Consider the following 22,722-nt stretch of genomic DNA (forward strand, 5'->3'; position numbering starts at 1 on the left):
GGCCTGGACGGCGGGGGAGGGGGGGGTGGCGCCGTTTCCACAGGCTTGGGTGCCGCTTCCTGCGGCACGCTGGACCAGAGCTCGGCATCAAAAGAGATGTCCGGATTGCTGCGCTTCCAGTTCACCCCCCAGGTCAGCGCGCCCAGCAGCAGCAGGTGGACCAGCAGAGCCAGCCCGAATGCCCGCAGCTTGCCCGCGTCATGCTGCGGGTCAGAGAGATGGCGGTCCGAGGCGCTAGGCATGGTGGCAAGCTACTTTGGCTCAGCTGCCGGTCTGTACGGACAGGCCGACGCGGGCCACGCCGGCTTTGTTAAGCGCATCCATCACCTTGACCACGGTTTCGTACTTGATGGTCTTGTCGGCGCTGATGACTACCGGTGTGACTTGCTCTCCGGCCGGTACCGCTGGCTGCAGGCGCTTGATCTTGGCGCCGACATCGCTGAGTTTGGCCGGTGTGGTCGTGCCTGCAGATTTGATCTGAATGACTTCGTCCTTGCTGATCTCGATCTGGATCGGTTTGGGCGGCTGTCCTGGTGCCTTGCCGACCTTGGGCAGTGCAATCACGCTGGGTGTGATCAGTGGCGCCGTCACCATGAAGATGATGAGCAGCACCAGCATCACGTCGATAAACGGCACCATGTTGATTTCGCTGATGGTGCGGCGGCCACGGCCACGGGATGAAACTGCTGGCATGTTGTTCTCCTAAGCGACGCGCGCGGGGAGTTCGGACCCAGACCGGCCGGGGCCGCGGAACCGGCTTAGCCGGGCCGCAGGCGCAGCGGCCCCTCTTCTTCGTGCAAGGGGCAGCGCACCGCCGAAGGCACGCGCAGCGACAAGCGCGAGGGCCCACATCTCTAGTGACCCGAAGGCGAGGTCGCGCCCAGGTTGCGCTGCAGGATGTTGGAGAACTCCTCGATGAAGGTCTCCAGCTTGTTGGCCACGCGGTCGATGTCGTGGGCAAAGCGGTTGTAGGCCACCACCGCCGGAATGGCGGCAAACAGGCCAATGGCCGTGGCCACCAGCGCCTCGGCGATGCCGGGAGCCACACTCGACAGCGTGACCTGCTCCAGCGCAGCCAGACCGGTGAAGGCGTGCATGATGCCCCAGACGGTGCCGAACAGACCGACGTAAGGCGAGACCGAGCCGACCGTGGCCAGGAAAGAAAGGTTGGCCTCAACCGCATCAACCTCGCGCTGGTAGCTGGCGCGCATGGCGCGCCGGGCGCCGTCCAGCAAAGTGCTGGGGTCGGCCATGCGGCGCTCGCGCAGTTTTTGAAACTCGCGCATGCCGCTGGCAAAAATACGTTCCATCGGGCCGCTGTGTTTGGCGTTCTGGGTGGCTGCAGCGTACAGGTCGTTCAGGCTGGTGCCGGACCAGAACTCGCGGTCAAACTCGTCGTTGAGCGACTGCACACGCTTGAGCGAGACGATCTTGCGGAAGATGGCAGCCCAGCTGGCAATCGACACACCCACCAGCAAAGCCACCACGCCCTGGACGACCCAGCTGGCGTTGAGAATAAGACTGACGATGGATAAATCCTGATTCATGTTGTGGTTTCCAGACGGTCAAGGATGTTGGCAGGAATTCTGGCGGGCTTCAAGCTGGCCGCGTCAACCCAGCCGATGCGTATCGTGCCTTCGGTGAGCAGTGCTGGCGTATGCTCTGATTTTAATAGCGCACTTTGTCCAATTATCAAGGACGCCCGGCCTTTTTCGATCAAACGGGCAGTAACAATCAGTTCATCGTCGAGGCGGGCAGGGCGGTGGTAGCGCACGGTGGTTTCCGTCACCACAAAAATGCCTCCCGTGGTCTCGCGCAGGCGTTGCTGCTCGATGCCCAGTGATCTGAGCCACTCGGTGCGCGAACGTTCAAAAAATTTCAGGTAGTTGGCATAGAACACAATGCCGCCGGCGTCCGTGTCTTCCCAGTAAACCCGCATGGGCCACTGGAAGGTGGCGGCTTTCAGTGCGCCGGCTGCGTCAGCCAAGAACCTTCTCCAGCCGGGCGACGGCTTCCTTCAGTTGGGCCATCGAATTGGCCGTGGAAAATCGGATGTACTGGTCCGGCGCCATCGTTCCGAAATCGCGTCCTGGCGTGACTGCCAGGTGCGCGCGTTTCATCAGCTCAAACGCAAGGTCCCAGCTGCCGCGGACGCCCAGCCGGGCGGCGGCTTTTGTGCAATCCGCATAGGCATAAAAAGCGCCGTCGGGCATGACGGGCACCGTCAGGCCCAGGCGATTGAGTTCGGGGATGAAATAGTCGCGCCTGGCTTTGAACTCGGCGCGTCGGCGCTCGTACTCCGCCAGGCTCTCTGGTTCGAAACAGGCCAGCGCTGCGTGTTGTGCCACGGTGCTGGGGCAGATGAACAGGTTTTGCGCGATGCGTTCGATCACGGGCGCTAGCGCCTCGGGCACCACCAGCCAGCCAAGACGCCAACCCGTCATGTTGAAGTACTTGCTGAAGCTGTTGATGCTGATGATGTTGTCGCCCAGGCCATCACCCATGGCAAGCGCGGTGTGGCCGAAGTGTTCTTCGTAGCTCAGGCCCAGGTAAATCTCGTCGATCAGTGTGATCCCGCCGCGGCTGCTCACAAACTCATGGATGCGCCGCAGCTCTTCCGGCGCAATCGATGTGCCGGTCGGGTTGGACGGCGAGGCCAGCAGCACGCCGCGCGTTTTGTCTGTCCAGGCGGCCTGCACCTTGGCTGCGCTGAGCTGGAAGCGTTCTTCGGCCGTGGTGGGAACCAGCACGGCGTTGCCGTCGGCGGCGCTGACAAAGTGCCGGTTACAGGGATAGCTGGGGTCGGGCATCAGGATCTCGTCGCCGGCTTCAATCAGTGCCAGGCAAGCCAGCTGCAGGGCCGCAGACGCGCCGGCGGTGATGATGATGCGGCCGGGTGCAACGTCGGCCTGAAAGCGTGTGGCGTACCAGTGGCTGATGCGCTCGCGCAGCGGCTGCAGGCCGGTTGCCTGCGTGTACTGCGTGTTGCCGTCGTGGATGGCGCGGGCGGCGGCCTGCTGGACCAGCGGCGGTGCAGTGAAGTCCGGCTCGCCGATGTTCAGGAAGATCATGGGTTGCGCGCTGTGGGCGACTTCCTTGGCCATGGCCGCTGCCGCTTTGGCAACCTCCATCACATAAAAGGGCTCAATGCGTTGGGCGCGCCGGGCTATCCTCATGTCGCTCATGTCGCTCATGTCGCTCACGTTGGGCGCTCAGGCTTTTTTGTCGGCAGCGGCTTCTGCTGCACGAAACTCGGGGGCCAGCTTGTGCAGCACGCCATTGACATACTTGTGGCCGTCGGTGCCGCCAAAGGCCTTTGCCAGCTCGATGCATTCATTGATGACGACGCGGTAGGGCACGTCAAGGCAGTGCTTGAACTCATAGGCGCCTATCCATAGCACGGCATGTTCAACCGGCGATATCTCCGCCATCTTGCGGTCAAGCAGCGGGGTGATGCTGGCGTCCAAGGCTTCGGCGCCCTCAATGCAGCCGTGGAGCAGGGCGTCGTAGTGGGCGGAGTCGGCTTTGTGAAAACCGACCAGGTCGCGGGTGAAGGCATCGATGGATGACGCTTCGTTGCGGCCAACCAGGTGTTGATAAAGCGCCTGCAGGGCAAACTCCCGCGCACGCGTGCGAGCGGATTTGTCAGCCGCTTTCTTCACGCCGGTGTCGGTCAGGCCGGTGCGGGTTTGCGGTGGACGTTTTGCTTTGGCAGGTGTCTTTTCAGTCATGGAGCTTGTTCGGTAGGGAAGGCGCGAGGTATCAGGCAAGTTCATTCAGCAGGTTGGCCATTTCCACAGCAACACGTGCGGCGTCGAGGCCTTTGTCGGTTTGCCGTGCTTCAGCCTGAGCCACGTTTTCAACCGTCAGGATGGCATTGGCGATAGGCAGTTGGTAGTCCAGCGCCAGGCGGCTGACCGACGTGCCGCTTTCATTGGCGACCAGTTCAAAGTGGTAGGTTTCACCGCGGATGATGCAGCCCAGCGCTATCAGTGCGTCGTACCGGTCGCGCTCGGCCATGGCTTGCAGGGCCGATGGAATTTCAAGCGCCCCCGGCACTTTGACGTGGTGGATGTTCTTTTCCTCGACGCCGAGGGCCAGCAGCTCTTGCCAACAGGCCTTGGCCAGGGCATTGGTGATGCTTTCGTTGAAACGTGCCTGAACAATGCCGATGCAAAGCTTTTTGCCGTCGAGCTTGTCCGATATTCCTTTTTCTGCACCAAACACGATTCAATCCTTTTTGTTGGTGATGTAGCCGATGATTTCCAGGCCGTAACCGGTCATGCTGGGCATGCGGCGCGGGTTGCCCATCAGGTTCATTTTGTGCACGCCGCATTCACGCAGAATTTGCGCGCCCACGCCATAGGTGCGCAAATCCATGCGGCCACGCTCCGGTGCCTGGCTGGCGCGGGCAGTGCCTTCAAATTGTTCGAGCAACTGTGCCGCGCTCTCTCCGCAATTGAGCAGCACGGCCACGCCTTTGCCTTCCTTGGCAATATAAGCCAGGCTTTGGTCCAGGCTCCATGAGTGCATGGGCCGCCCGGTTTCCAGCGCGTCCAGAATCGACAGCGGTTCGTGCACGCGCGCTGCCACGGTGTCATCGGCCGACCATTGGCCCTTGACCAGGGCCAGGTGAAGGCCATGGCTGGTCTTATCTTTGAAAGCGTGAGCGGTGAACTCGCCAAAAGCGGTGTTGAGCGTGCGGCTGCCGATTTTTTCGATGAGGGAATCGTGGCGGCTGCGGTGCTCGATGAGGTCGGCAATGGTGCCGATTTTCAGGCCGTGCTCGGCAGCGAACAGCTGCAGGTCGGGTAGCCGGGCCATGGTGCCGTCGTCTTTCATGATTTCGCAAATCACGGCGGCTGGTGAGCAACCCGCCATGCCAGCAAGATCGCAGCCTGCTTCGGTATGGCCAGCGCGCATCAGCACCCCGCCATCAACCGCTTGCAAGGGGAAAATATGGCCGGGCTGCACCAGGTCGCTGACCTTGGCATCTTTCGCCACAGCAGCCTGCACCGTGCGGGCACGGTCAGCTGCCGAAATGCCGGTGGTTACGCCTTCAGCGGCTTCAATGGACACCGTGAAGGCCGTGCCCATTTTTGTGCCGTTGCGCGCGACCATGGGCGGCAGTTGCAGCAGCTCACAACGCTCACGCGTCAATGTGAGGCAGATCAATCCACGACCGTAACGCGCCATGAAGTTGATGGCTTCCGGGGTGACGTGGTCAGCCGCCAGCACCAAGTCACCCTCGTTTTCACGGTCCTCTTCATCGACCAGGATGACCATGCGGCCAGCCCGCATGTCGGCCACGATGTCTTTAACAGGAGAGATGGCAATGGTCATGGTTCAGTTTTTCTTTTCATCCTGGAGCATGCGTTCGACGTAACGCGCGATCAGGTCAATTTCGAGGTTTACCTGCGATTGTGGGCGCAGATGGCCCAGAGCGGTGTTGTCTACGGTGTGTGAAATCAGGTTGATGCTGATTTCGCAGCCTTTGCCGTCGCTCAAGTCAGCGACCCGGTTGACTGTGAGGCTGACGCCGTTGACGGTGATGGAGCCCTTGTAGGCAAGGTATTTGGCAAGTTCGCGCGGCGCCAGGATGCGCAGCTCCCAGCTTTCCCCCACCTGCGCGAAATGCGTGATGGTGCCGATGCCGTCGACATGCCCGGCAACGATGTGCCCGCCCAGCCGGTCGTTGGCGCGCAACGCTTTTTCAAGATTGATGGGGCCGGTGTCCGTCAAGCCACTGGTCTTGGCAAGCGATTCGGCCGATATTTCGATCAGGAACTGGTTTTTTTCGGGAATCAGCGTCGTGACCGTCATGCAGGCGCCATTGAGTGCAATGCTGTCACCCAGACCCACGTCATCGAGATAAGACGATGGCGCTTCGATGGTGAGTCGCTTGCCATGGTCCAAAGAGCTGCCCAGGCTATGGATGGCGACGATGCGCCCCACGCCGGTAATGATTCCGGTAAACATGCCAGCATTTTCGCAGAGATTGCCGAGCCCTACGGGGCAAGGCCCAAAGAGGGTCTAAAACCGGTCCCGTCCCTCGACTCTGGCGACGATACGAAGGTCAGGCCCTAACCTGTCGGTCGAGCGAAACTGCAGAGGTATGGCTTGCGACAGTTCTGTGAACGGACCCAGGTTGGCCATCCCAGCACCTTGCCCGATGAATTTGGGCGCCAGGTAAACCACAAACTCGTCGACAAGCCCCTCGCGTATCAGGGAACCATTGAGTTTGTGCCCGGCCTCGACATGCACTTCGTTGACCTCGCGCTGCGCCAAGTCGCGCATCATGGCCGCGAGATCCACCTTGCCATGCGGGCCGGGCAGGTAAATAACGGTGGCGCCACGTGCTTCCAGGGCCGCCTTTTTTGCATCATTTTGTTCGGAAGCGTAGATGTAGAGCGCGCGGCTAGCTATAAAAAGATGAGCATCTAGTGGCGTTTCCAGCCGGCTGTCCACCACCACCAGATGCGGCTGGCGCGGGGTATCGACCAGCCGGACGTCAAGGCGCGGATTGTCTTGCAGCACGGTGCCTATGCCGGTGAGTACTGCGCACGAGCGGGCCCGCCATGCATGGCCGTCAGCGCGGGCATCATCGGAGGTGATCCACTGGCTCTTGCCATTGTCCAGCGCAGTCTTGCCGTCCAGGGACGCCGCAACTTTCATCCGGACCCAGGGTGCCTTTCTGATCATCCGGCTGAAAAAGCCGATATTCAGCTCACGGGACTCCTCTGCACCGGGGCCGACTTCGACTTCAATGCCTGCGGCCCGCAAGCGCTCAAAACCCTGGCCTGACACCAGCGGATTGGGGTCTGCAATCGACGCCACCACTTTTTGGATACCTGCGGCAATCAGCGCGTCGCAGCAGGGGCCGGTGCGGCCATGGTGGGAACACGGTTCAAGGGTGACGTAGGCGATAGCGCCACTGACGGAACATCCGTGCTCGGCCGCGTCGCGCAGCGCCATGACCTCGGCGTGGGGGCCGCCGACGGCTTGAGTGTGGCCTTTTCCCAGCAGGTGCCCGCCTGAATCGAAGATCATGCAGCCGATGCTCGGGTTAGGTGGGGTTATTAACCGCCCGTCGGACGCCAGGCGCAGGGCGCGTTGTATCTGGCTTGTTAGTGGTGGAGGGGGTGAGTTTTGCATTTGCCGCTTGGCGAATTGATGTAACCGTTCGTCGGTACTGTAACCTCCGGACCATTTCATTTGCGTACTATTCCGCTCATGCATGGACAAACTTCGCTTGGTGTGGGTTTCGACAATCGTCGATTCCACCCAGGACTTTCTCAAAAAAACTGGCGCAAGTTGGCCGGGTTCACCATGGTGGAGTTGATGGTGGTGATCGCCATCGTTGGAGTTCTGGTCGCTCTCGCAGCGCCTTCATTCACTGAACTCATGCGTCGCAATCGTCTTTCGGCGGCGGCTTCGGCGCTGCAGGTGTCGCTGAGCCTTGCTCGCTCGGAAGCTGTCAAGCGCGGATCAGACGCGAGAGTTACGGTTGCGGCAAATACAACCGCCGGAGCCTGGACCAATGGCTGGACGGTATTTGTTGATGCTACCGGCACCGCCAACAACGGAATTGCTCCGACGGCAGATACAACCGGCGCGACAGCTGTTACTCGTGTAGAGATTGTGGCCGCACCGACGGGGCCGATCAGTGCGGGCCAGACAGGTACGCTTAACTATTTCACCTATAACGGAGTGGGGCGGTTGATTACCACCACGGGGGCCTCTGCCAACCGTTCATTCTGGTTTTTTGATGACACGAGTGAAAAATACTGCCTGGTCCTGAGTGTGACGGGCCGGGTTCGAACCACCCGTGTGGCCAGTAACGCAAGTTGCGATGTGGACTAGAACCAGACTCAATCATGCAATCAAATTTTTATTTTCGATCGAACAGCCGCATGGGCTTGAAGAGCAATCACGCCGGCTTCAGCATGATCGAGGTCCTGGTGACCCTGGTCATTCTGTCATTTGGGTTGCTGGGTGTCGCAGGCCTTCTGGTGAGCGGTGTTTCGAATGCCGCGTCTTCAGAGGCAATGTCCAAAGCCAGTCAGCTCGCCGCAGATATGGCCGACCGGATCCGCGCCAATCCGGTGGTTGCAATGTCTGCGACCAGTCAATACATCACGACTTATGCGGACGTGGCTCCCACCAGCCCCACAAGCATCGCGGAGCGTGACAAAAAAGAATGGCTGGAGGCCTTGGCGGTCCAGTTGCCGCAGGGCGATGGGAAAATCACCAGTACTGTGAGCGCAGGGCAGCGCAAGATGGAGATTGAGGTTCGTTGGTCTAACTGCCTGGGAACTTTGAGTGACGCGGCGCGCACGCTGTGTACCGACAATTCAGCTGCGGCCTGGAAGACTGTTAACTTTGAGTTGCGGCTATGAATAAAAAGATGCTCCGCAGCAATACAACTCGGCAGCGCGGTATGACGCTGGTCGAGTTGCTGATTGCGCTTGTTCTGAGCCTTGCGGTTTTGATAGGTCTGTCATCTGTGTACGTTGCGGCCAAGCAATCATTCCGTTTTCAGGAAAATACCGGTAGATTGCAGGAAGATGGGACTTTCGCGCTTGATGCCATTTCGAAGGAATTGCGAATGGCCGGCTTTGCGGGTTGTGCCGGGCTTAAAAAAGTCACTGTTGGGGCGATAACGACTTATTACCCCACCAGCGTACTTTCATCCGGCAGTCCGAGCGGGATAAACGGGGCCAATCCGCTGGCCCAGATCGAGACTTCCAGCGCCGAAGTCATTCTTCAGCCGCTCACGCCGCTCAACTTCATTCGCGGGTTTGACAACGTGCCAAGCGGCATGTTCGCGTCGGGTGCTGCGCCGTCGTCCAGCGGCACCGACAGTTTGCTGTTCTCCGGGGGCAGTACGGAGAGCGTGGCGGTCAGTGCCCCCATGGGCACGACCACCTCCACGCTGACGATTGCTGCCGATCCTTACGGCTGGCGTAATGCCACCCTGAACGGGGGCGCCTACAACATGGTTGTTTCAGATTGCGACTCGTCCACCGTTTTTGATGGAAAAGTCAGCGTGAGTGCCGGCGTTTACTCCATTGCGCATGACACTGGCCTGGGTAACGCAGGGGGTACTTTTGCCTCGAGTTATTTATATGGGCCCGATGACGGTGCCAAACCTGGTGCCATCGTCAGCCTGATGCGATGGAATTTCTTTTACGTCGCAACTCGCTCGGGCGCCACTACACCCAGTCTTTACCGGGTGACGTTCAACGGCAATACACGGTTGGCGGCGGAAGAGATTGTCTCCAACGTGGAAAGCCTGCAGTTGCATTATGGAGAGAACACTTTGGGCACAGACAGCGTCACCAGTGACCCGTGTGCCTTGACCTCGCCTATCCCGGCGACTTGCGTGCCAAATCTTGTGGCAGATGAGTGGCGTACAACGGCAGCAAGCGTTACCGACTGGTCGCGTGTGGTCGCCGTGCGCGTCGGCCTGATGATGATCAGTGCGGACGACAATGCAAACCCCGGGGTGACCTTGACGACGCCCACCTTGCTGGGGCAAACCTATACCCTCCCATCCGGCGCTTCGGCGAATCGACTCCGCAAGGAGTTTTCGACAACCGTGGTTCTGCGCAACAGCGTGGCTGCACGATAAGGCCAAGGGCAAATATGTCCAGAAAATCTGTTATCTCACGGCGCTATAAAAATAGTAGCAAATTGTCGTTTCCTAGCAAGGGAGAATTTGCTATTTCATCGGGGCGCTTGGGTTCGCAGCGTGGCATGACGCTGATCGTCGGTCTTGTATTGCTTTCCATGCTCATGGTGATCAGCGTGATCGGTTTTCGCAATACGACGCTTTCCGAGCGAATGACCGGTAATGTGGTTGACCGGAACTTTTCCTTTCAATCCGCTGAGAGTGCTGGCAAAGAAGCCTTGACGGTGATTGAGACGGGCGGATTTGCCGTGACCAATCTGGGCCACTATGCCACGCCGTTTGCCCAAGGTGGTAGTTCAAGCTTCTGGGATCAAGGCGTCGGGGCCACGGTATCCGCAACCGATTGCGGCACGACCACGCCTTTTAGCTGGGCAAGTTGCGCGGCTTCTGTGGGAACCAAATATGCAAGCAATTCGGAAAATGCCAAGTATGTGATTGAGTTGCTCAGTACGGTGGCTGCGGGCGGCAGTACCACGTACACCTATCGGGTGACCACGCGCAGCACCGGGGGGTCGGGTAAAGCCGAGGTTGTATTGCAGGTCATGTACATCAAGACGACAACGCCTTAAAAAGTTTTCAAGAGGTCTAGCTATGAACAAGTCATCTGATTTTTCCGTGAACACGGGTGAAGCAAATGCCGGGATGTCGGCCCGATGTCCGGGCCTTGCTGCCTTGACTTGGCGACCGCAAGCCGCTCTGGCTGTGAAGCTGCTGGGCATGTTGGTTGCCTTGGTGGTGCTCTGTGGTGCCCCGCTTCGGCAGGCCGCGGCACAGACCACGGTGAACATAGAGGCCGTGCCCTTGTTGGCACTCAAAAGTGCGCCCGGTCTTGTGATGCTGACCATGAGCCGGGACCATCGGCTTTATTACGCGGCATATAACGACACCAGTGACCTCAACAATGACGGATTGGTCGACGTCGGATTCAATCCGGCGTTTACCTATTACGGATATTTCGTTTCCGACAGGTGCTACAAATACGATACAGGCGTGACTCCTAACCGGTTCGTCCCTGTCGCTGTCGCCAGTTCGACCAATGGCTGTGCTTCACAAGCGACCGCGCGGTGGCACGGAAACTGGATGAACTGGATGGCTACCTCGCGCATGGACGCGTTGCGCAAGGTTCTTTACGGTGGACAACGAACCACGGATAGCACCACCACCACAGTTCTGGAGGCGGCGCACATTCCTCCGGAAAGTCATATTTGGGGCAAGGAATTTCGCCCTTCGCCGACAGGTACCGACAGTTACCTGATTCAGAACTACACGCCCATGTCTGCCCCCACATCAGGGAAGATGCATATCTTCCTCATGAAAAGTGAAGGGTCGGCGTCGACGGTCTACACGGGGTTGGCGACACCTACGATGAGGGCTATCGCAAACGTTGATATCAATATCGACCGGGTCTGGTTGTGGGCTTCCAGCGAGCGGCCTGTGGGCGGCGCTGCCGGCTCGACAGGATATTCAAGGCCAGGCGGACGTGTCACCAACCCCACTCCGACTGCCATTTCATACGGTCTTCCCGGTTTTTCCAGCGGTACCAGCTACAGCGCAAATACCTTCTCCGCTTTTGTGACCCCACCGGTAATTCGTGTCGAGGCGTGCGTTGCCATTGCAGGCGTGCGGGAAGCTGGTTGCACCGGTTATCCGAAAGCCGCACCGACCATCTGGAAGCCGACAGGTGTGCTGCATGACTATTCAACCAATGACCAATTGAAGTTTGGCTTGCTGACAGGCTCCTACCTCAACAATTATTCAGGCGGTGTCTTGCGAAAGGATATCGGCAGTTTCAGCGACGAAATTGATGCAGCGACAGGCCAGTTCACCGCGACAGTGGGTATCGCAAAAACGATTGACCGGTTGACTAACTATGGCTTCAACATCGGTGACCAACTCTATACCTGCGGCTTTCAGTGGACCAGTTTGCGGCAACAGGGTGTGTGTGCCATGTGGGGGGCTCCGGTAGCAGAAATGATGTACGAGGGGCTGCGTTACTTCACCGACAAACAACCCACGGCGGCATTTGTTACCGGTGTTTCAGGCGCAACGAGCCCAGATACGCGGCTTACCCTGCCGACAAAGGACACTTGGCTAAACCCGTTTCGGCCCAAGGCAAGCGGCGGGAGTCCTATCTGTTCAAGACCGGTGCAAATGGTTATTGCCGACCCGATCACCAGCTTTGATTCCGACCAGCTGCCTGGGGCGGCGTATACGCCAGCAACAGGTTACGGGACGGCACTGCCGGCAGCTGTCGAGCTACCCGGTTTGAATGTTTCCTCCGAGGCCGATGCAATTGGGGCTGTGGAATTCCCGACATCCCAGAGCTTTTTCGTCGGGCAATCTTCTGCAACCAACTACGACGGCAACCCTACCGCGAAGCCTGTCACTTCCACAACATTCAAAAATGTTCGGGGTCATGCGCCTGATGAAACAACATCCCAGGGTAGTTTTCATGCCGCCAGTGTCGCCCGTTTTGCCAGGACAACCGGCGTTCCGATCCGTCCCACCTCTTCTAGCCCAACCGTTAATGCCAAGGTAGATACCATCTCGGTGGCCCTTGGAAGTGTTGTGCCTCGTCTGGAACTCACATCTGCCGGAAAAAAAGTATCCCTGGTGCCTTTTTCAAAAATGGTCGGCGGTTGCGGCAATCCTGCATCCCCAACTTCCACTCCGACAGGATTTCAACCCACGGGATTGATTACAGGCGTATTTATTGACCGCATTGCCAACTCGCCCGTTGTCAATACTGAGCCCACCATCAATTCAGGCCGGCCTTTTGCCCGCTTCATGGTGAGCTTTTCAGACGGTGACCAAGGCGGTGACAACGAGGCCGATGCCAATGCCTACTACACCATGTCAGTGAATGCCGACGGCACCCTGACCGTGAGGATGGACAGCTACTACCAGGCAACCTGCGCCCAGCAAAATATGGGGTATGTTATTTCGGGTACTACAAAAGATGGTGTGTACCTGGAAGTGCGGGGCGTTTCTGCAGGCAGTCAAGTTTATTATCTGGACACGCGGCCTGGGCAAGACCCGACGCCCGCTGGTGGCCGCATACCCGCGAACGGAACGGCCATTTCCAACAGCAATGCGACCCGGACCTTTACCCTTTCCGCGTCAACCACTGGCGCGAGTTACGTGCCCAGAGACCCGCTCTGGTACGCCGCAAAATATGGTGGCGCCGGCGTGACGGATGCCCAGGGCAATCCCACCAACTACTTCAAGATCAGCAATCCTGCGGAATTGCCTGACCAAATGGGCAAAGCCTTCCGTTCCGCAGCGGCACTGGCTGCGGTGGCCAGTACCAGCGTGGTGGGTGTGGGTCAGCGTAGTCTGGGTTCCGCAGCGATTTACCAGGCCAACTACGATTCGTTGACATGGTCTTCGCGTCTGTACGCTTTTGGCGTCGCTACAAATGGTGATGTCTCCAATACGCCTACTTGGGAGGCTTCTTCGAAGATTCCCGTGCCGGCATCGCGCACGAAACTCTTCCTCGGCCGCGGGGGCTCCACTGCACCTGTTGCGCTGACAAGCACCGGCTTTGGCTCGCTGTCTGCGGCCGAACAGACTGACTTTGTCAATGCATCGACTTATGCCTATTTGCTTGGAGACAAAACTGGGGAAGAGCGCAAAGGCGGGGCTTTCCGCAACCGCGGTAGCACGGCTGCTGCCGACTATGGCTCTGTGCTGGGTGACGTTGTCAACTCTGACCCGCAGATCATTTCACGGAAGGATCTGGATTACACCTTGAGCGACGCAACTTACACGGCCTTTTTGACTTCCATTAACTTTGAAACCCTGGCGGTTGGCACCAACAACGGGTTTTTCCATATTTTTGATGCTGAGCCGGACGCCACAGGCGGCGGTGAGCTGTTGGGGTTCATGCCACAGGCGGCCCGAGCCAACATCAAGTATTTGCCCGACCCCGGCTATCTTCACCAGAATTTCGTGGACGGTGCCATCACGGTGGGGCACGCCAAGATGACCGTGCCCGGCGATGCCACCACCAACTGGCGCACAGTGGTGGTTGCTGCCGGTGGCACGGGGGTCAAGACGGTCTTTGCGATCAACGCCAGTTCAAAAACCTTCTCGGCGAACAGCATTTTGTGGGAAATCAATGATGCGTCATTGACTGCTTCGAATCCGACAGAGGTTGCGAAATTCGGGAAAATCATGGGTCGGCCGGGGATAGGCAAGCTTGCGAACGGAACCTGGGTTGCGATCTTTGGCAATGGCTATAACAGCACCGCTGGCACGGCCAATCTCTTCGTGGTCAGGCTGAGCGACGGGGTCATTTTGAAAGTCATTCCGACCAATGCGCTCGTGACGGGTAACGGAATGGGCTCTACGGAGGTGGTCCGCAAGGCCTCAGGGAACCGGGACACCATCGAATATGTTTATGGCTCTGACTACAAGGGCAATATCTGGCGGTTCGATCTGAGCGACTCCAATATGTCCAACTGGCCTTCCACCGGGGCACTGATTTACACAACCCCTACCGGTCGGCCTATTACCGCCGAGATCAAGGTAGGCGCGGCGCCTGCTTCTCCCCTGACCACCGGCGGGAAGATGATTTATTTTGGAACAGGCAGCTATTTGAGCGCTGCGGATCCCGCCACTACCACTGTGCAGGCCTTGTATGGTGTTTATGACGATCTGCTTCATACGCCGAACACCACACCATTTGTGGCAGAGGCCGATTTGACCACGATGACCATTACCATGCCGGCGCCGGTTGCTGGAGTCACCAGTGATACGCGTACTACTTCGTCCGATCCGGCAACCGCGTGGTATACGGTTGCCGGGAAAAAAGGCTGGGTGGTTCCGTTGACCGGTACCAATGTTACCCCTGGGGAAAGGGTGATCGCGCCGCCGGTTCGTTACACCGTGACCGGCGTGGTTGACGCTTTCCTGTTTACCTCGATCGTGCCCAGTACGGATGATTGCGAGGCCGGCCTGGACGCGTGGATTACCGGGGTTGACGCCTTGACAGGGGGATATCGGAAGGTTTTCAGCTCGCTTGCTGCCAATTCGATACGTGTTCGCGGTGGTTCTCCCCGAGGTGTGTTCGTGTTGCAGGACAATGGTCCACCGGCGCTGTACATCAGCCAAACCATCTTCAACGATACGATCTCGACCACGTCGTATGACACCAGTGCCGGTGGTCAGCAGACAGTTTGTATCAACGGCGTATGCGGCACAACTCAGGTTCTCAAGGTGGACTTGTCTAAAGCTCCAACGACCTCCAGCGTGACCCGCCAAATCTGGCGTCAGCTGAAATAACGATGGCTGCTGCGTGACAAGTAATTGGCAATTCAGTGCGAAAGGATATCAAGTGATACGAAACAACCGAAACAGCGGCTTCACGCTGATTGAGCTGATTATCACGGTGGCCATTATTGGCATTCTTTCTGCCATTGCCATTCCGTCATACACGGCATACATTCAGCGAGGCTATAGAGCTAACGCGAAAACCGTCATGCTTGAGGCGGCGCAATTCATGGAGCGCCAACGGTCCAGCAATTTCACTTACGCTGCGGTGAGTTTGCCGAGTACGCTTGCCGTGTCGCCAACTCAAGGCGACAAACGTTATGACATAGCGGTTGTTTCCGACGCAACTTCTTTCACGCTGACGGCAACGCCCAGTGGATGGGTCGACGGTATTTGCGGGAACCTGACGCTGACCAACCTCGGTGTCAAGGGGCAGTCTGTTGCATCGACAGATGCGAACGTCACCGCGACGTGCTGGAACCGCTAAAACAGCCCTTGACAGCCTCTAGCGCCTGACCTCATCCACCAGCGTCTTGAACTCGTCAATATCCTCAAAACTCCGGTACACACTGGCAAAGCGCACGTAAGCCACCTTGTCGAGCTTTTTAAGCTCGCGCATGACGAGCTCACCCAGGCGGGCAGAGGGCACTTCGCGCAAGCCCAGGTTGAGCAGTTTCTCTTCGATGCGCTCGATGGCCGAGTCCACCTGTTCCGTGCTGACGGGGCGCTTGCGCAGCGCCAGGTTCATGGAGTCAAGGATCTTGCTGCGCTTGTACTCGATACGGCGCCCGTCCTTTTTGACGATGGCCGGGAAGTTGACGTCGGGCCGCTCATAGGTGGTGAAACGTTTTTCACACGCGCCGCACTGGCGCCGGCGGCGTATGAAGTCTGCGTCTTCCGACACCCGGGTTTCAACCACCTGGGTTTCGAGATTGCCGCAGAAAGGGCATTTCATGCTGTTTTGCCTGAATTTATAAGCATTATTGGCCTTCAACCCTTGTACGGCGGGCGCAGACTGCTATCAAAAGCATAGTAACTGCGCCGTGTCGCATATTCAGCGGTAAACCGGGAAGCGGCTGGTCAAGGCGTTGACCTTGGCGCGAACCGCATCAATATTTGCCGCGTCGCGGGGGTTGTCGAGCACGTCGGCGATCAGGTTGGCCGTCAAACGCGCCTCTTCGTCCTTGAAGCCACGGGTGGTCATGGCCGGGGTGCCGATGCGCACGCCGCTGGTGACCATCGGCTTTTCCGGGTCGTTGGGAATCGCGTTTTTGTTGATGGTCATGTGCGCACTGCCGAGCACGGCTTCGGCTTCCTTGCCCGTGATGCCCTTGGCGCGCAGGTCGACCAGCATGACGTGGCTTTCGGTGCGGCCGCTGACGATGCGCAAGCCGCGCTGCGTCAGGGTTTCCGCAACGATTTTTGCGTTCTTCAGCACTTGCTGCTGGTAGGCCTTGAATTCGGGCGTCAAGGCTTCCTTGAAGGCCACGGCCTTGGCCGCGATCACGTGCATCAGCGGGCCGCCCTGCAAACCGGGGAAGATGGCGCTGTTGATGGCTTTTTCGTGCTCGGCCTTCATCAGGATGATGCCGCCGCGCGGGCCGCGCAGGCTCTTGTGGGTGGTCGACGTCACCACATCGGCGTGCGGTACGGGGTTGGGATAGATGCCGGCGGCGATCAGCCCGGCGTAATGCGCCATGTCGACCATGAAGATGGCGCCTACATCTTTGGCCACTTTGGCAAAACGCGCAAAGTCGATGCCCAGGGAATAAGCCGATGCGCCGGCGATGATCAACTTGGGCTTGGTCTCGTGCGCCTTGCGCTCCATGGCCTCGTAGTCAATCTCTTCCTTGTCATTGAGTCCATAGGAAACCACGTTGAACCATTTGCCGCTCATATTGAGAGCCATGCCGTGGGTCAGGTGGCCGCCTTCGGCCAGGCTCATGCCCATGATGGTGTCGCCGGGCTTGAGAAAGGCCAGGAACACGGCTTCATTGGCCGAAGCGCCGCAATGCGGCTGCACGTTGGCGGCGTCGGCGCCAAAGATTTTCTTGACGCGGTCAATAGCCAGTTGCTCGGCCACGTCCACGTGCTCGCAGCCACCGTAGTAGCGGCGGCCGGGGTAGCCTTCGGCGTATTTGTTCGTGAGCTGTGAGCCCTGCGCGGCCATCACGGCGGGCGAGGCGTAGTTTTCGCTGGCAATCAGCTCGATGTGGTGTTCCTGGCGCGCGTTTTCAGCAAGGATGGCGGCCCACAGTTCGGGGTCGGTTTGTTCCACAAGAATGGTGCGGTCGTACATGGCAGTCCTTCAAGACGTGGTCCCTGTCATGGCAGGCATGAAACAAGGGCTGCCCAGGCGAACGGCTGAACGCTGTGGTCACCGTTGACGTCAGCGGTGCGCTTCCCAGTGGTATCCCACGTCAGCAATCGCCCTGTTTGAAGGGGTTGCCTATCGCCAGTCGCGCACCTTGCTAGTGTAACGGACTCGAGGCCCAAGCCTTCCGCGAGCCCGGGAAAGACCCGAGCAACTCAGGAGGTTGCCAGGCTTGCCACTTTGTCGAGGGGCTTCTCACTGGGTTGCTCGCCTGCAGTAGCGGGCAAGGACGCAGGAATGGCCAACGGCGGCCGAACGGCTGGCGCGTAGGCCGGCGCACGTCCGCTCACGACGGCCAGGAGGCGTGCATGCTCGGCCATGACTTTGGCGGCGTAACCGCCGTCGCTTTCGAGGTTGGCAGCGCCCACGTAGAACCGCAGGCCGGCTTCCACCGAACCAGCTCGGGCGATGCATTCCTGCAGCACCTTCACGCCCACGCGCAGATTGGTCACCGGATCAAAGGCCGCCAGCTTGCCGCCGAAGTTTTCGTACTTGGCGTGGTGGACGTTGGTCATGACCTGCATCAGGCCCTGGGCACCCACCGGGCTTTGTGCAAACGGGTTGAAGCCGGACTCGATGGCCATGATGGCCAGGATCAAGGTCGGATCGAGCTTGGCTTTCTGGCCAATTTCAAAGGCTTCGGCAACCAGCACGCTCAGGGGCTCGGGGGCCACGTTGTATTTTTTGCTGAGCCAGAAGGCCACAGCCGCCTGCTGGCGGGGCAGGTCTTTGGGGTTGGCCGCGGTGGCACGGTCGATGGCCTCGGGCTCGGTGAAGCCGATGGCGGCTTCCTGGCGTTCATGCAGCCAGACGCGCAGGCGGGATTCTCCGGCCTGACGCAGGTCGGGCCGGGCAGTCAGCGTGATCACGGCAAACACCACGGCCAGGCCGAGCAGTGCAAAGCTGTTGTGGGTGATTTCAAAGAAACCCTGGGCAATGTCGTCTGCAATGTTTGCCAGACTGCTGCCCACGTTTTTCTGAAGTGTCCGCATCGTGGATGCGAAACTGGATTGTCCTAGCGCTGTCATAGCACTCCTTTCTACGCGTCCGGCTTTTTGAGCCGCACGCTTTGATTGGGTCGCCATCAAACCAAGGCCTTGCCTTGGGGGTGTTGACCCTTTGTCTGACTTTGCCGGGTTCGGCAGCGGATTCGGGTTGTCCCTCGGTTTTGGGTGGGGACGGCGGATTCTATGAGGGGTCTAAATAACTTGTCAATAATATAAAAATAAATCAATAGACTTATTTGTATATTAAAACAGTAAATTCGGCTTGAAACCGCCTGTTTCCCCCGTTTTCGGGGCGGTTTGAGGAAGAGCTCTAAATCCGCCATTTCGGCCAGCTGGACCAGCGAAAGACTGTACGTCCTGACAGTGATTCGCTTTAAACTCAAGCGCTTGCAGCATTTTCCGGAGAATGTGCGGGAGCATTCAATCAGCCGTTTTTCGGCGCCTGTCTCGGCAGGTTTCCGATCTGTCTGTAGGACAAAACCGCAAAATGTAAATCTCCAAGAAAAGGGCAATCGCCGGGCGGTTTTTCATTACAAATTACGACTTGCACCCAGGGCCCTGCAGGTTTAATCTGCAATTGCTTGAGTACCTCAAGCATCAACCGGGTAACCAACCCCGGTCAAACTGAGAGCAATCACTTGCTTTCATCGCACTGGAGACGATCTTCTCTTCTTTGCGAAGCCCGACGGCATGAGCATTACGCCCGCCGTCAACCCCGGTCGGCCTGGCTGCCCGGGGTTTTTATTTGGGCCCGGCCTTTTGCCAATCAGCCAAATCAGTCATCGACCTTTTCCTCCGCATGTCCAAGACTCAAGACCTATGCCCGGCAATGAACTGAAACGCAAGCTCTCCCAACTCCCCGGTTTCTTCAAGTCTCTTCCCGGCAACGCGGAAGGTGTGCTGTGTTCCCCGCGCAGGCATCGCCGCGCGGCCTCGTCGCTAGAGCTGACTCTCAGCGACCTCGCCATCGTCAAAGCCGGCAGCCTGCCGGCGCTTGTTGCAGGGCCGGAAAACAGTCCGCCTTCCCCAGGGCGGCCCAAGGGAAAAATCAGGCGTCGCTATATATAGATGCAGAAATGCAGTCACTCCTGCGACTGGCGCTGTCCGTCCCTCATTTGGCGAGGGCAAGGCCATGCGCGAGCTGGCCGTGCAGCGCACTGTGGCGGTGAGGGATTACCTCGCTGTCAGTGGTATTGCGCCCGGCAGGCGCTTTCTGGGTGCACCCAAAAGTGTTCCTGCTGGCGCCAAATGGACACCGCGCGCCGAACTTAATTTGGCGATGCCCTAAAAACAGCGAAAATAGCCGGATTGCTTTATTTCTGAAGCTTGGGTCGGGGTCGCGGGCATTTGCCCAGCGGCTCCTCTTTTTTACGCCGGTCCTGCCTTTGCCTGTTGACGCCAACAGCCCGAGATTCCAAGAGGCAGACCTGCAATTTCCCGATTTCCCGAAGATCCTGCTTCGCCAGTCCCACTTATTTATATGCTGCGTTCCCTCATGTCCAAATCTGCCACGCCCGAAACCACCGCCGTGAAAACGCCTTCCACCAAAAGCGCGGAGAGCCATCCACTGGACGGCCTGACCGGCGGGGCTTTCTCCGCCCCCACGTCCGGCGAGCGCACGGCGCGTATTCGTGAATGGCTGGCCACCGGCCCCAGCGCCGAGCAGATGGCCGAGGTCTACAAAGACCTGGCCAATCGCGACAAGGGTGCTGCCAAGCCGCTCAAGGAAAAGCTGGACGAAGCCAAACGTCTGAAAAGCCAGGAAACCGTGGCCGCCGAATGGGCTGAAAAGGGCAATGCCCTGCTGGCCCTGAAGAAACTCAACATGGCTGATGCCCTGGCCTGGCAGCGCGACGCCGCCAAGGCTGGTGCACCGCTGTCACGCGAGCCGCTGGCCGGCCTGAAAGCGCAGCTGGCTGACCGTGTCAAAACGATTGAAGACCTGCAGCACCGCGCCCAGGTGCAGCGCGAAGCCGCCGTGCTGATGGCCCAGCGCGTGGAAGTGTTGTCCACCAAGTCATGGCGCGACGCGCAGGCCGCGTGGGACGCACTGCGTGCCGACGTGACGCACTGGCAAGCCGAAGCCGACGAGCTGGCGCAAGACGCCAACTGGTCCAGCGTGGACGCGAAGTTTCCGCCCATGCTTGATGCCTCGCGCGGCCAGCTGCTGGCCGTGTGGGAAGCCTTCCAGGCTGCGCTCTCTCTGGCCGTTGCTGCTGCCGAAGATGCCGCCGCGCCGCTGCCGGCCGTGCCGGTCTGGGCCGACGAGTTGCGTGGTGCACGTGGCCTGCCGCGTGCAGGTGATGCCACAGCGGGTGATCAGCCCGCGCGTGCACCCAAGGCAAAAATTGATCCCGCCGTGCTCAAGGACATGCGCGAAAAATCGACCGCCATCGTGCAGGCCGCGCTCGCCAAACTCGAGCATGAAGTGACCGAAGGCCACGGCAAGTCCACACCCAAGGTCGCCGCCGAGCTGCGCCAGGCGCTCAAGGAAAACATCCGCAACATCGACACCGCACTCGAAGCCGCAGCGCACGCCGCGCTAACTGCGGCCGGTGAACTCGAAGGCTGGCAGCGCTGGCGTGCCGACCAGATCCGCGAAGAACTGGTGGCCAAGGCCGAAGCACTGGTTGCCAAACCATTGGGTGGGCGTAAGCAGCAGGAAGCGCTGCGTGCCATGCGCGAGCAGTGGAAAACCAGCGACCAGGGCGGTACGCCCAACCACGCCATGTGGAAACGGTTTGACGATGCCTGCAACGAAGCTCACAAGGTGGTCGAGGTGTGGCTCGAGAAGGTCAAGGAGCAAAGCGAAGCCGTCAAGGCCGAGCGCCGCGTGCTGATTGAAGAAGTGCTGGCCTGGGCAGAAGCCAACAAGGGCAACACCGACTGGAAATACCAGATTCGCAGCCTCAATGGCTTCGTTGAAAAATGGACAGCCGCTGGCCATTTGAGCGAGAAAGCTTTTACCGAGGTCCAGCCGCAGTGGAAAGCTGCCATGGACGCCGCCGATGCACCGCTGAAAGCCGCGCGCGCCGAAAGCCTGGCGCACCGCAAAGCCATGATTGAAGAAGCGCAGGTGCTGGGCGCCGAGCCGCAACTGCACATCGACGCCGTCAAGCACCTGCAGCAGCGCTGGCAGCACGAGGCCCAGGCCGTGCCGATCGAGCGCAAGCAGGAGCAAAAACTGTGGGACGCTTTCCGCAAGCCGATCGACGACGCCTTCCAGCGCAAGACGGCCGAGCGCGAGAAAGCCGCGTCTGCCCTGGGCGAACACGACCGCATGGTGCTGGAGCTGTCGAAGGCACTCGACGCGGCCAATGCCACGGGTGACGTGCAAAAAATCCGCACTGCCATGGCAGACCTGGAAGCCGGCCTGCGCGGCCAGTTCAAGCCCGCCGCAACAGAGGCTCCCGCCGCCTGCGCACCGGTTGCAGATGCCGCCGCACCGCAAAATGTTGAATCAGATCAGGCTCCAGCCCTTGATGCACCTGCGCAAGCAGCTCCTGAAACCATAGCTGAAGAAAGCGCTCCGGCGGAAGCCGCAGAGCCTGCAGCAGAGGAGGGCGTCGAAGCCCCCGCCGCTGCCGCGCCGCCAGCGCCACCCCCGAAATCTGCCAAGCCTGTGGTGGCCATGCGCGGCGACGACCGCCCCGGCATGCGCAAGGCCGAAGCTGCGCCCGCAGGACGCGGTGGCAAGTTTGGCGACCGCAAACCGGGCGGCAAGCCCGATGGGCGTGGCGGCCGGCCGGCCGACAACAAGTTCGAACCCTACCGCGCCGAACGTGAAGACCGCGGCCGCCCCGCTTACGAAGAGCGCGGCCCGCGCCTGGGCGATGCCGCTTTCCGCGCACAGCGCGAAGCGTTTGAACACGCCCAGCAGGCCCTGAGAAAGTTGTCCGAACAGGCCCACGGCGAGGTGTTGACCAACCTGCTCAAAGCCTGGGAGAACCGCGACCCGGCCCTGGTGCCCGCCGCACAGGAACTGGGCAAGCTGGTGACCCCAGCTACGCGCAGCGCCTGGACGCAGGCCTTGTCGGCAGCGCCCAAGGGCGATGCCGCTGACACGCTGTTGCGCCTGGAAATCGCTGCCGAGCTGCCAACGCCTGCGGAGCACCTGAGTGCGCGCCGCATGCTGCAGTTGGTGCTGCTGACCAAGCGCAATGACCCGACGCCTGCACAAACCTGGGGTGAGGATGCGGCCAAAGTGCTGGCTGCACCTTACGATGCAACGCATGTGCGGCGGTTGCAGAATGTGCTGAAGGCGCTGCTTAAGCGCTGAGTTTGGAATTCGGGTTCGGGGATTTTTTTGCTTCACGCTGCGCCTCCGGTTTGCCTTCGGCAGTAGGCGTAACTCCCCACTCCCACCCCTAACC

The 22,722-nt window shown here is 59.5% G+C and carries 20 protein-coding genes, 1 pseudogene and 1 riboswitch; of the genes and pseudogenes, 8 read left to right on the top strand and 13 right to left on the bottom strand.

The features are described from left to right. The 10 genes and pseudogenes from B0B52_RS19055 to ribD form a co-directional block, all read right to left on the bottom strand. A pseudogene (locus B0B52_RS19055) lies at positions 1 to 242 on the bottom strand (protein TolA); the annotation flags it as partial. Between the two features lie 19 nt (positions 243 to 261). Then, the gene (locus tag B0B52_RS19060) at positions 262 to 693 is read right to left on the bottom strand and encodes a biopolymer transporter ExbD (RefSeq protein WP_077595259.1); all 432 of its coding nucleotides are present in this window, start codon (positions 691 to 693) and stop codon (positions 262 to 264) included. A 161-nt stretch (positions 694 to 854) separates the two neighbouring features. Then, positions 855 to 1,547: a protein TolQ gene (tolQ, locus tag B0B52_RS19065; RefSeq protein WP_077595260.1), complete on the bottom strand. Its 693-nt coding sequence runs from the start codon at positions 1,545 to 1,547 to the stop codon at positions 855 to 857. Further along, positions 1,544 to 1,939 carry a YbgC/FadM family acyl-CoA thioesterase gene (locus B0B52_RS19070; protein ID WP_077595271.1) on the bottom strand — a complete coding sequence of 132 codons (396 nt, stop codon included), beginning with the start codon at positions 1,937 to 1,939 and terminating at the stop codon, positions 1,544 to 1,546. Before B0B52_RS19070 ends, tolQ begins: the two co-directional genes overlap by 4 nt. A 40-nt stretch (positions 1,940 to 1,979) precedes the next feature. Continuing rightward, positions 1,980 to 3,176 (bottom strand): pyridoxal phosphate-dependent aminotransferase, encoded by a 1,197-nt coding sequence (locus tag B0B52_RS19075; RefSeq protein ID WP_077595273.1) that lies wholly within the window; start codon positions 3,174 to 3,176, stop codon positions 1,980 to 1,982. A 36-nt stretch (positions 3,177 to 3,212) separates the two neighbouring features. After that, a complete protein-coding gene (gene nusB / locus B0B52_RS19080; RefSeq protein WP_077595272.1) occupies positions 3,213 to 3,731 on the bottom strand; it encodes a transcription antitermination factor NusB in 519 nt (172 codons plus the stop codon). 31 nt (positions 3,732 to 3,762) lie between these two features. Beyond that, positions 3,763 to 4,227: a 6,7-dimethyl-8-ribityllumazine synthase gene (gene ribH, locus B0B52_RS19085; protein ID WP_077595261.1), complete on the bottom strand. Its 465-nt coding sequence runs from the start codon at positions 4,225 to 4,227 to the stop codon at positions 3,763 to 3,765. 3 nt (positions 4,228 to 4,230) lie between these two features. Further along, entirely contained in the window at positions 4,231 to 5,343 is a 1,113-nt protein-coding gene (gene ribBA / locus B0B52_RS22320) for a bifunctional 3,4-dihydroxy-2-butanone-4-phosphate synthase/GTP cyclohydrolase II (RefSeq protein ID WP_139352018.1), read from the bottom strand. Between the two features lie 3 nt (positions 5,344 to 5,346). Beyond that, on the bottom strand, positions 5,347 to 5,979 hold the full coding sequence (locus tag B0B52_RS22325) for a riboflavin synthase (RefSeq protein ID WP_139352019.1): 633 nt from the start codon (positions 5,977 to 5,979) through the stop codon (positions 5,347 to 5,349). A gap of 54 nt (positions 5,980 to 6,033) precedes the next feature. Next, positions 6,034 to 7,155: a bifunctional diaminohydroxyphosphoribosylaminopyrimidine deaminase/5-amino-6-(5-phosphoribosylamino)uracil reductase RibD gene (gene ribD, locus B0B52_RS19095; protein ID WP_077595274.1), complete on the bottom strand. Its 1,122-nt coding sequence runs from the start codon at positions 7,153 to 7,155 to the stop codon at positions 6,034 to 6,036. 78 nt (positions 7,156 to 7,233) lie between these two features. Between ribD and B0B52_RS19100 the strand changes: the two genes are divergently transcribed. From B0B52_RS19100 to B0B52_RS19125, 6 genes are read left to right on the top strand one after another with little or no spacing between them, the layout of a single operon-like run. Beyond that, entirely contained in the window at positions 7,234 to 7,863 is a 630-nt protein-coding gene (locus B0B52_RS19100; RefSeq protein ID WP_077595262.1) for a GspH/FimT family pseudopilin, read from the top strand. Positions 7,864 to 7,877: 14 nt separating this feature from the next. Then, positions 7,878 to 8,399, top strand: a complete 522-nt coding sequence (pilV, locus tag B0B52_RS19105) for a type IV pilus modification protein PilV (RefSeq protein ID WP_077595263.1) — start codon at positions 7,878 to 7,880, stop codon at positions 8,397 to 8,399. Then, positions 8,396 to 9,634, top strand: coding sequence for a PilW family protein (locus tag B0B52_RS19110; RefSeq protein ID WP_077595275.1), 1,239 nt, complete (start codon positions 8,396 to 8,398; stop codon positions 9,632 to 9,634). Before pilV ends, B0B52_RS19110 begins: the two co-directional genes overlap by 4 nt. Positions 9,635 to 9,648: 14 nt before the next feature. After that, a complete protein-coding gene (locus B0B52_RS19115) occupies positions 9,649 to 10,263 on the top strand; it encodes a PilX N-terminal domain-containing pilus assembly protein (protein WP_077595264.1) in 615 nt (204 codons plus the stop codon). Positions 10,264 to 10,285: 22 nt separating this feature from the next. Next, entirely contained in the window at positions 10,286 to 14,980 is a 4,695-nt protein-coding gene (locus B0B52_RS19120; RefSeq protein WP_077595265.1) for a pilus assembly protein, read from the top strand. A gap of 52 nt (positions 14,981 to 15,032) precedes the next feature. Next, positions 15,033 to 15,455 carry a type IV pilin protein gene (locus B0B52_RS19125; protein ID WP_371327414.1) on the top strand — a complete coding sequence of 141 codons (423 nt, stop codon included), beginning with the start codon at positions 15,033 to 15,035 and terminating at the stop codon, positions 15,453 to 15,455. Between the two features lie 18 nt (positions 15,456 to 15,473). Here the strand turns inward: B0B52_RS19125 and nrdR are convergent, their stop codons facing one another. From nrdR to B0B52_RS19140, 3 genes are all read right to left on the bottom strand, one after another. Further along, entirely contained in the window at positions 15,474 to 15,923 is a 450-nt protein-coding gene (gene nrdR / locus B0B52_RS19130) for a transcriptional regulator NrdR (protein WP_077595266.1), read from the bottom strand. Between the two features lie 99 nt (positions 15,924 to 16,022). After that, positions 16,023 to 17,267 (bottom strand): serine hydroxymethyltransferase, encoded by a 1,245-nt coding sequence (glyA, locus tag B0B52_RS19135; protein WP_077595267.1) that lies wholly within the window; start codon positions 17,265 to 17,267, stop codon positions 16,023 to 16,025. 44 nt (positions 17,268 to 17,311) lie between these two features. Then, positions 17,312 to 17,441: riboswitch (ZMP/ZTP riboswitch) on the bottom strand. A 56-nt stretch (positions 17,442 to 17,497) separates the two neighbouring features. Beyond that, positions 17,498 to 18,370, bottom strand: a complete 873-nt coding sequence (locus B0B52_RS19140) for a lytic transglycosylase domain-containing protein (RefSeq protein ID WP_077595268.1) — start codon at positions 18,368 to 18,370, stop codon at positions 17,498 to 17,500. Between the two features lie 1,111 nt (positions 18,371 to 19,481). Here B0B52_RS19140 and B0B52_RS22530 point away from each other — a divergent pair. Both B0B52_RS22530 and B0B52_RS19150 read left to right on the top strand, forming a co-directional pair. Then, on the top strand, positions 19,482 to 19,637 hold the full coding sequence (locus B0B52_RS22530) for a hypothetical protein (RefSeq protein WP_168173595.1): 156 nt from the start codon (positions 19,482 to 19,484) through the stop codon (positions 19,635 to 19,637). Positions 19,638 to 19,844: 207 nt separating this feature from the next. After that, on the top strand, positions 19,845 to 22,628 hold the full coding sequence (locus tag B0B52_RS19150; protein ID WP_254425772.1) for a DUF349 domain-containing protein: 2,784 nt from the start codon (positions 19,845 to 19,847) through the stop codon (positions 22,626 to 22,628). The last annotated feature ends 94 nt before the right edge of the window (positions 22,629 to 22,722 follow it).

It is taken from the genome of Polaromonas sp. A23 (genome assembly GCF_002001015.1).
In the GTDB taxonomy this organism is placed as follows: Bacteria; Pseudomonadota; Gammaproteobacteria; order Burkholderiales; family Burkholderiaceae_C; genus Polaromonas.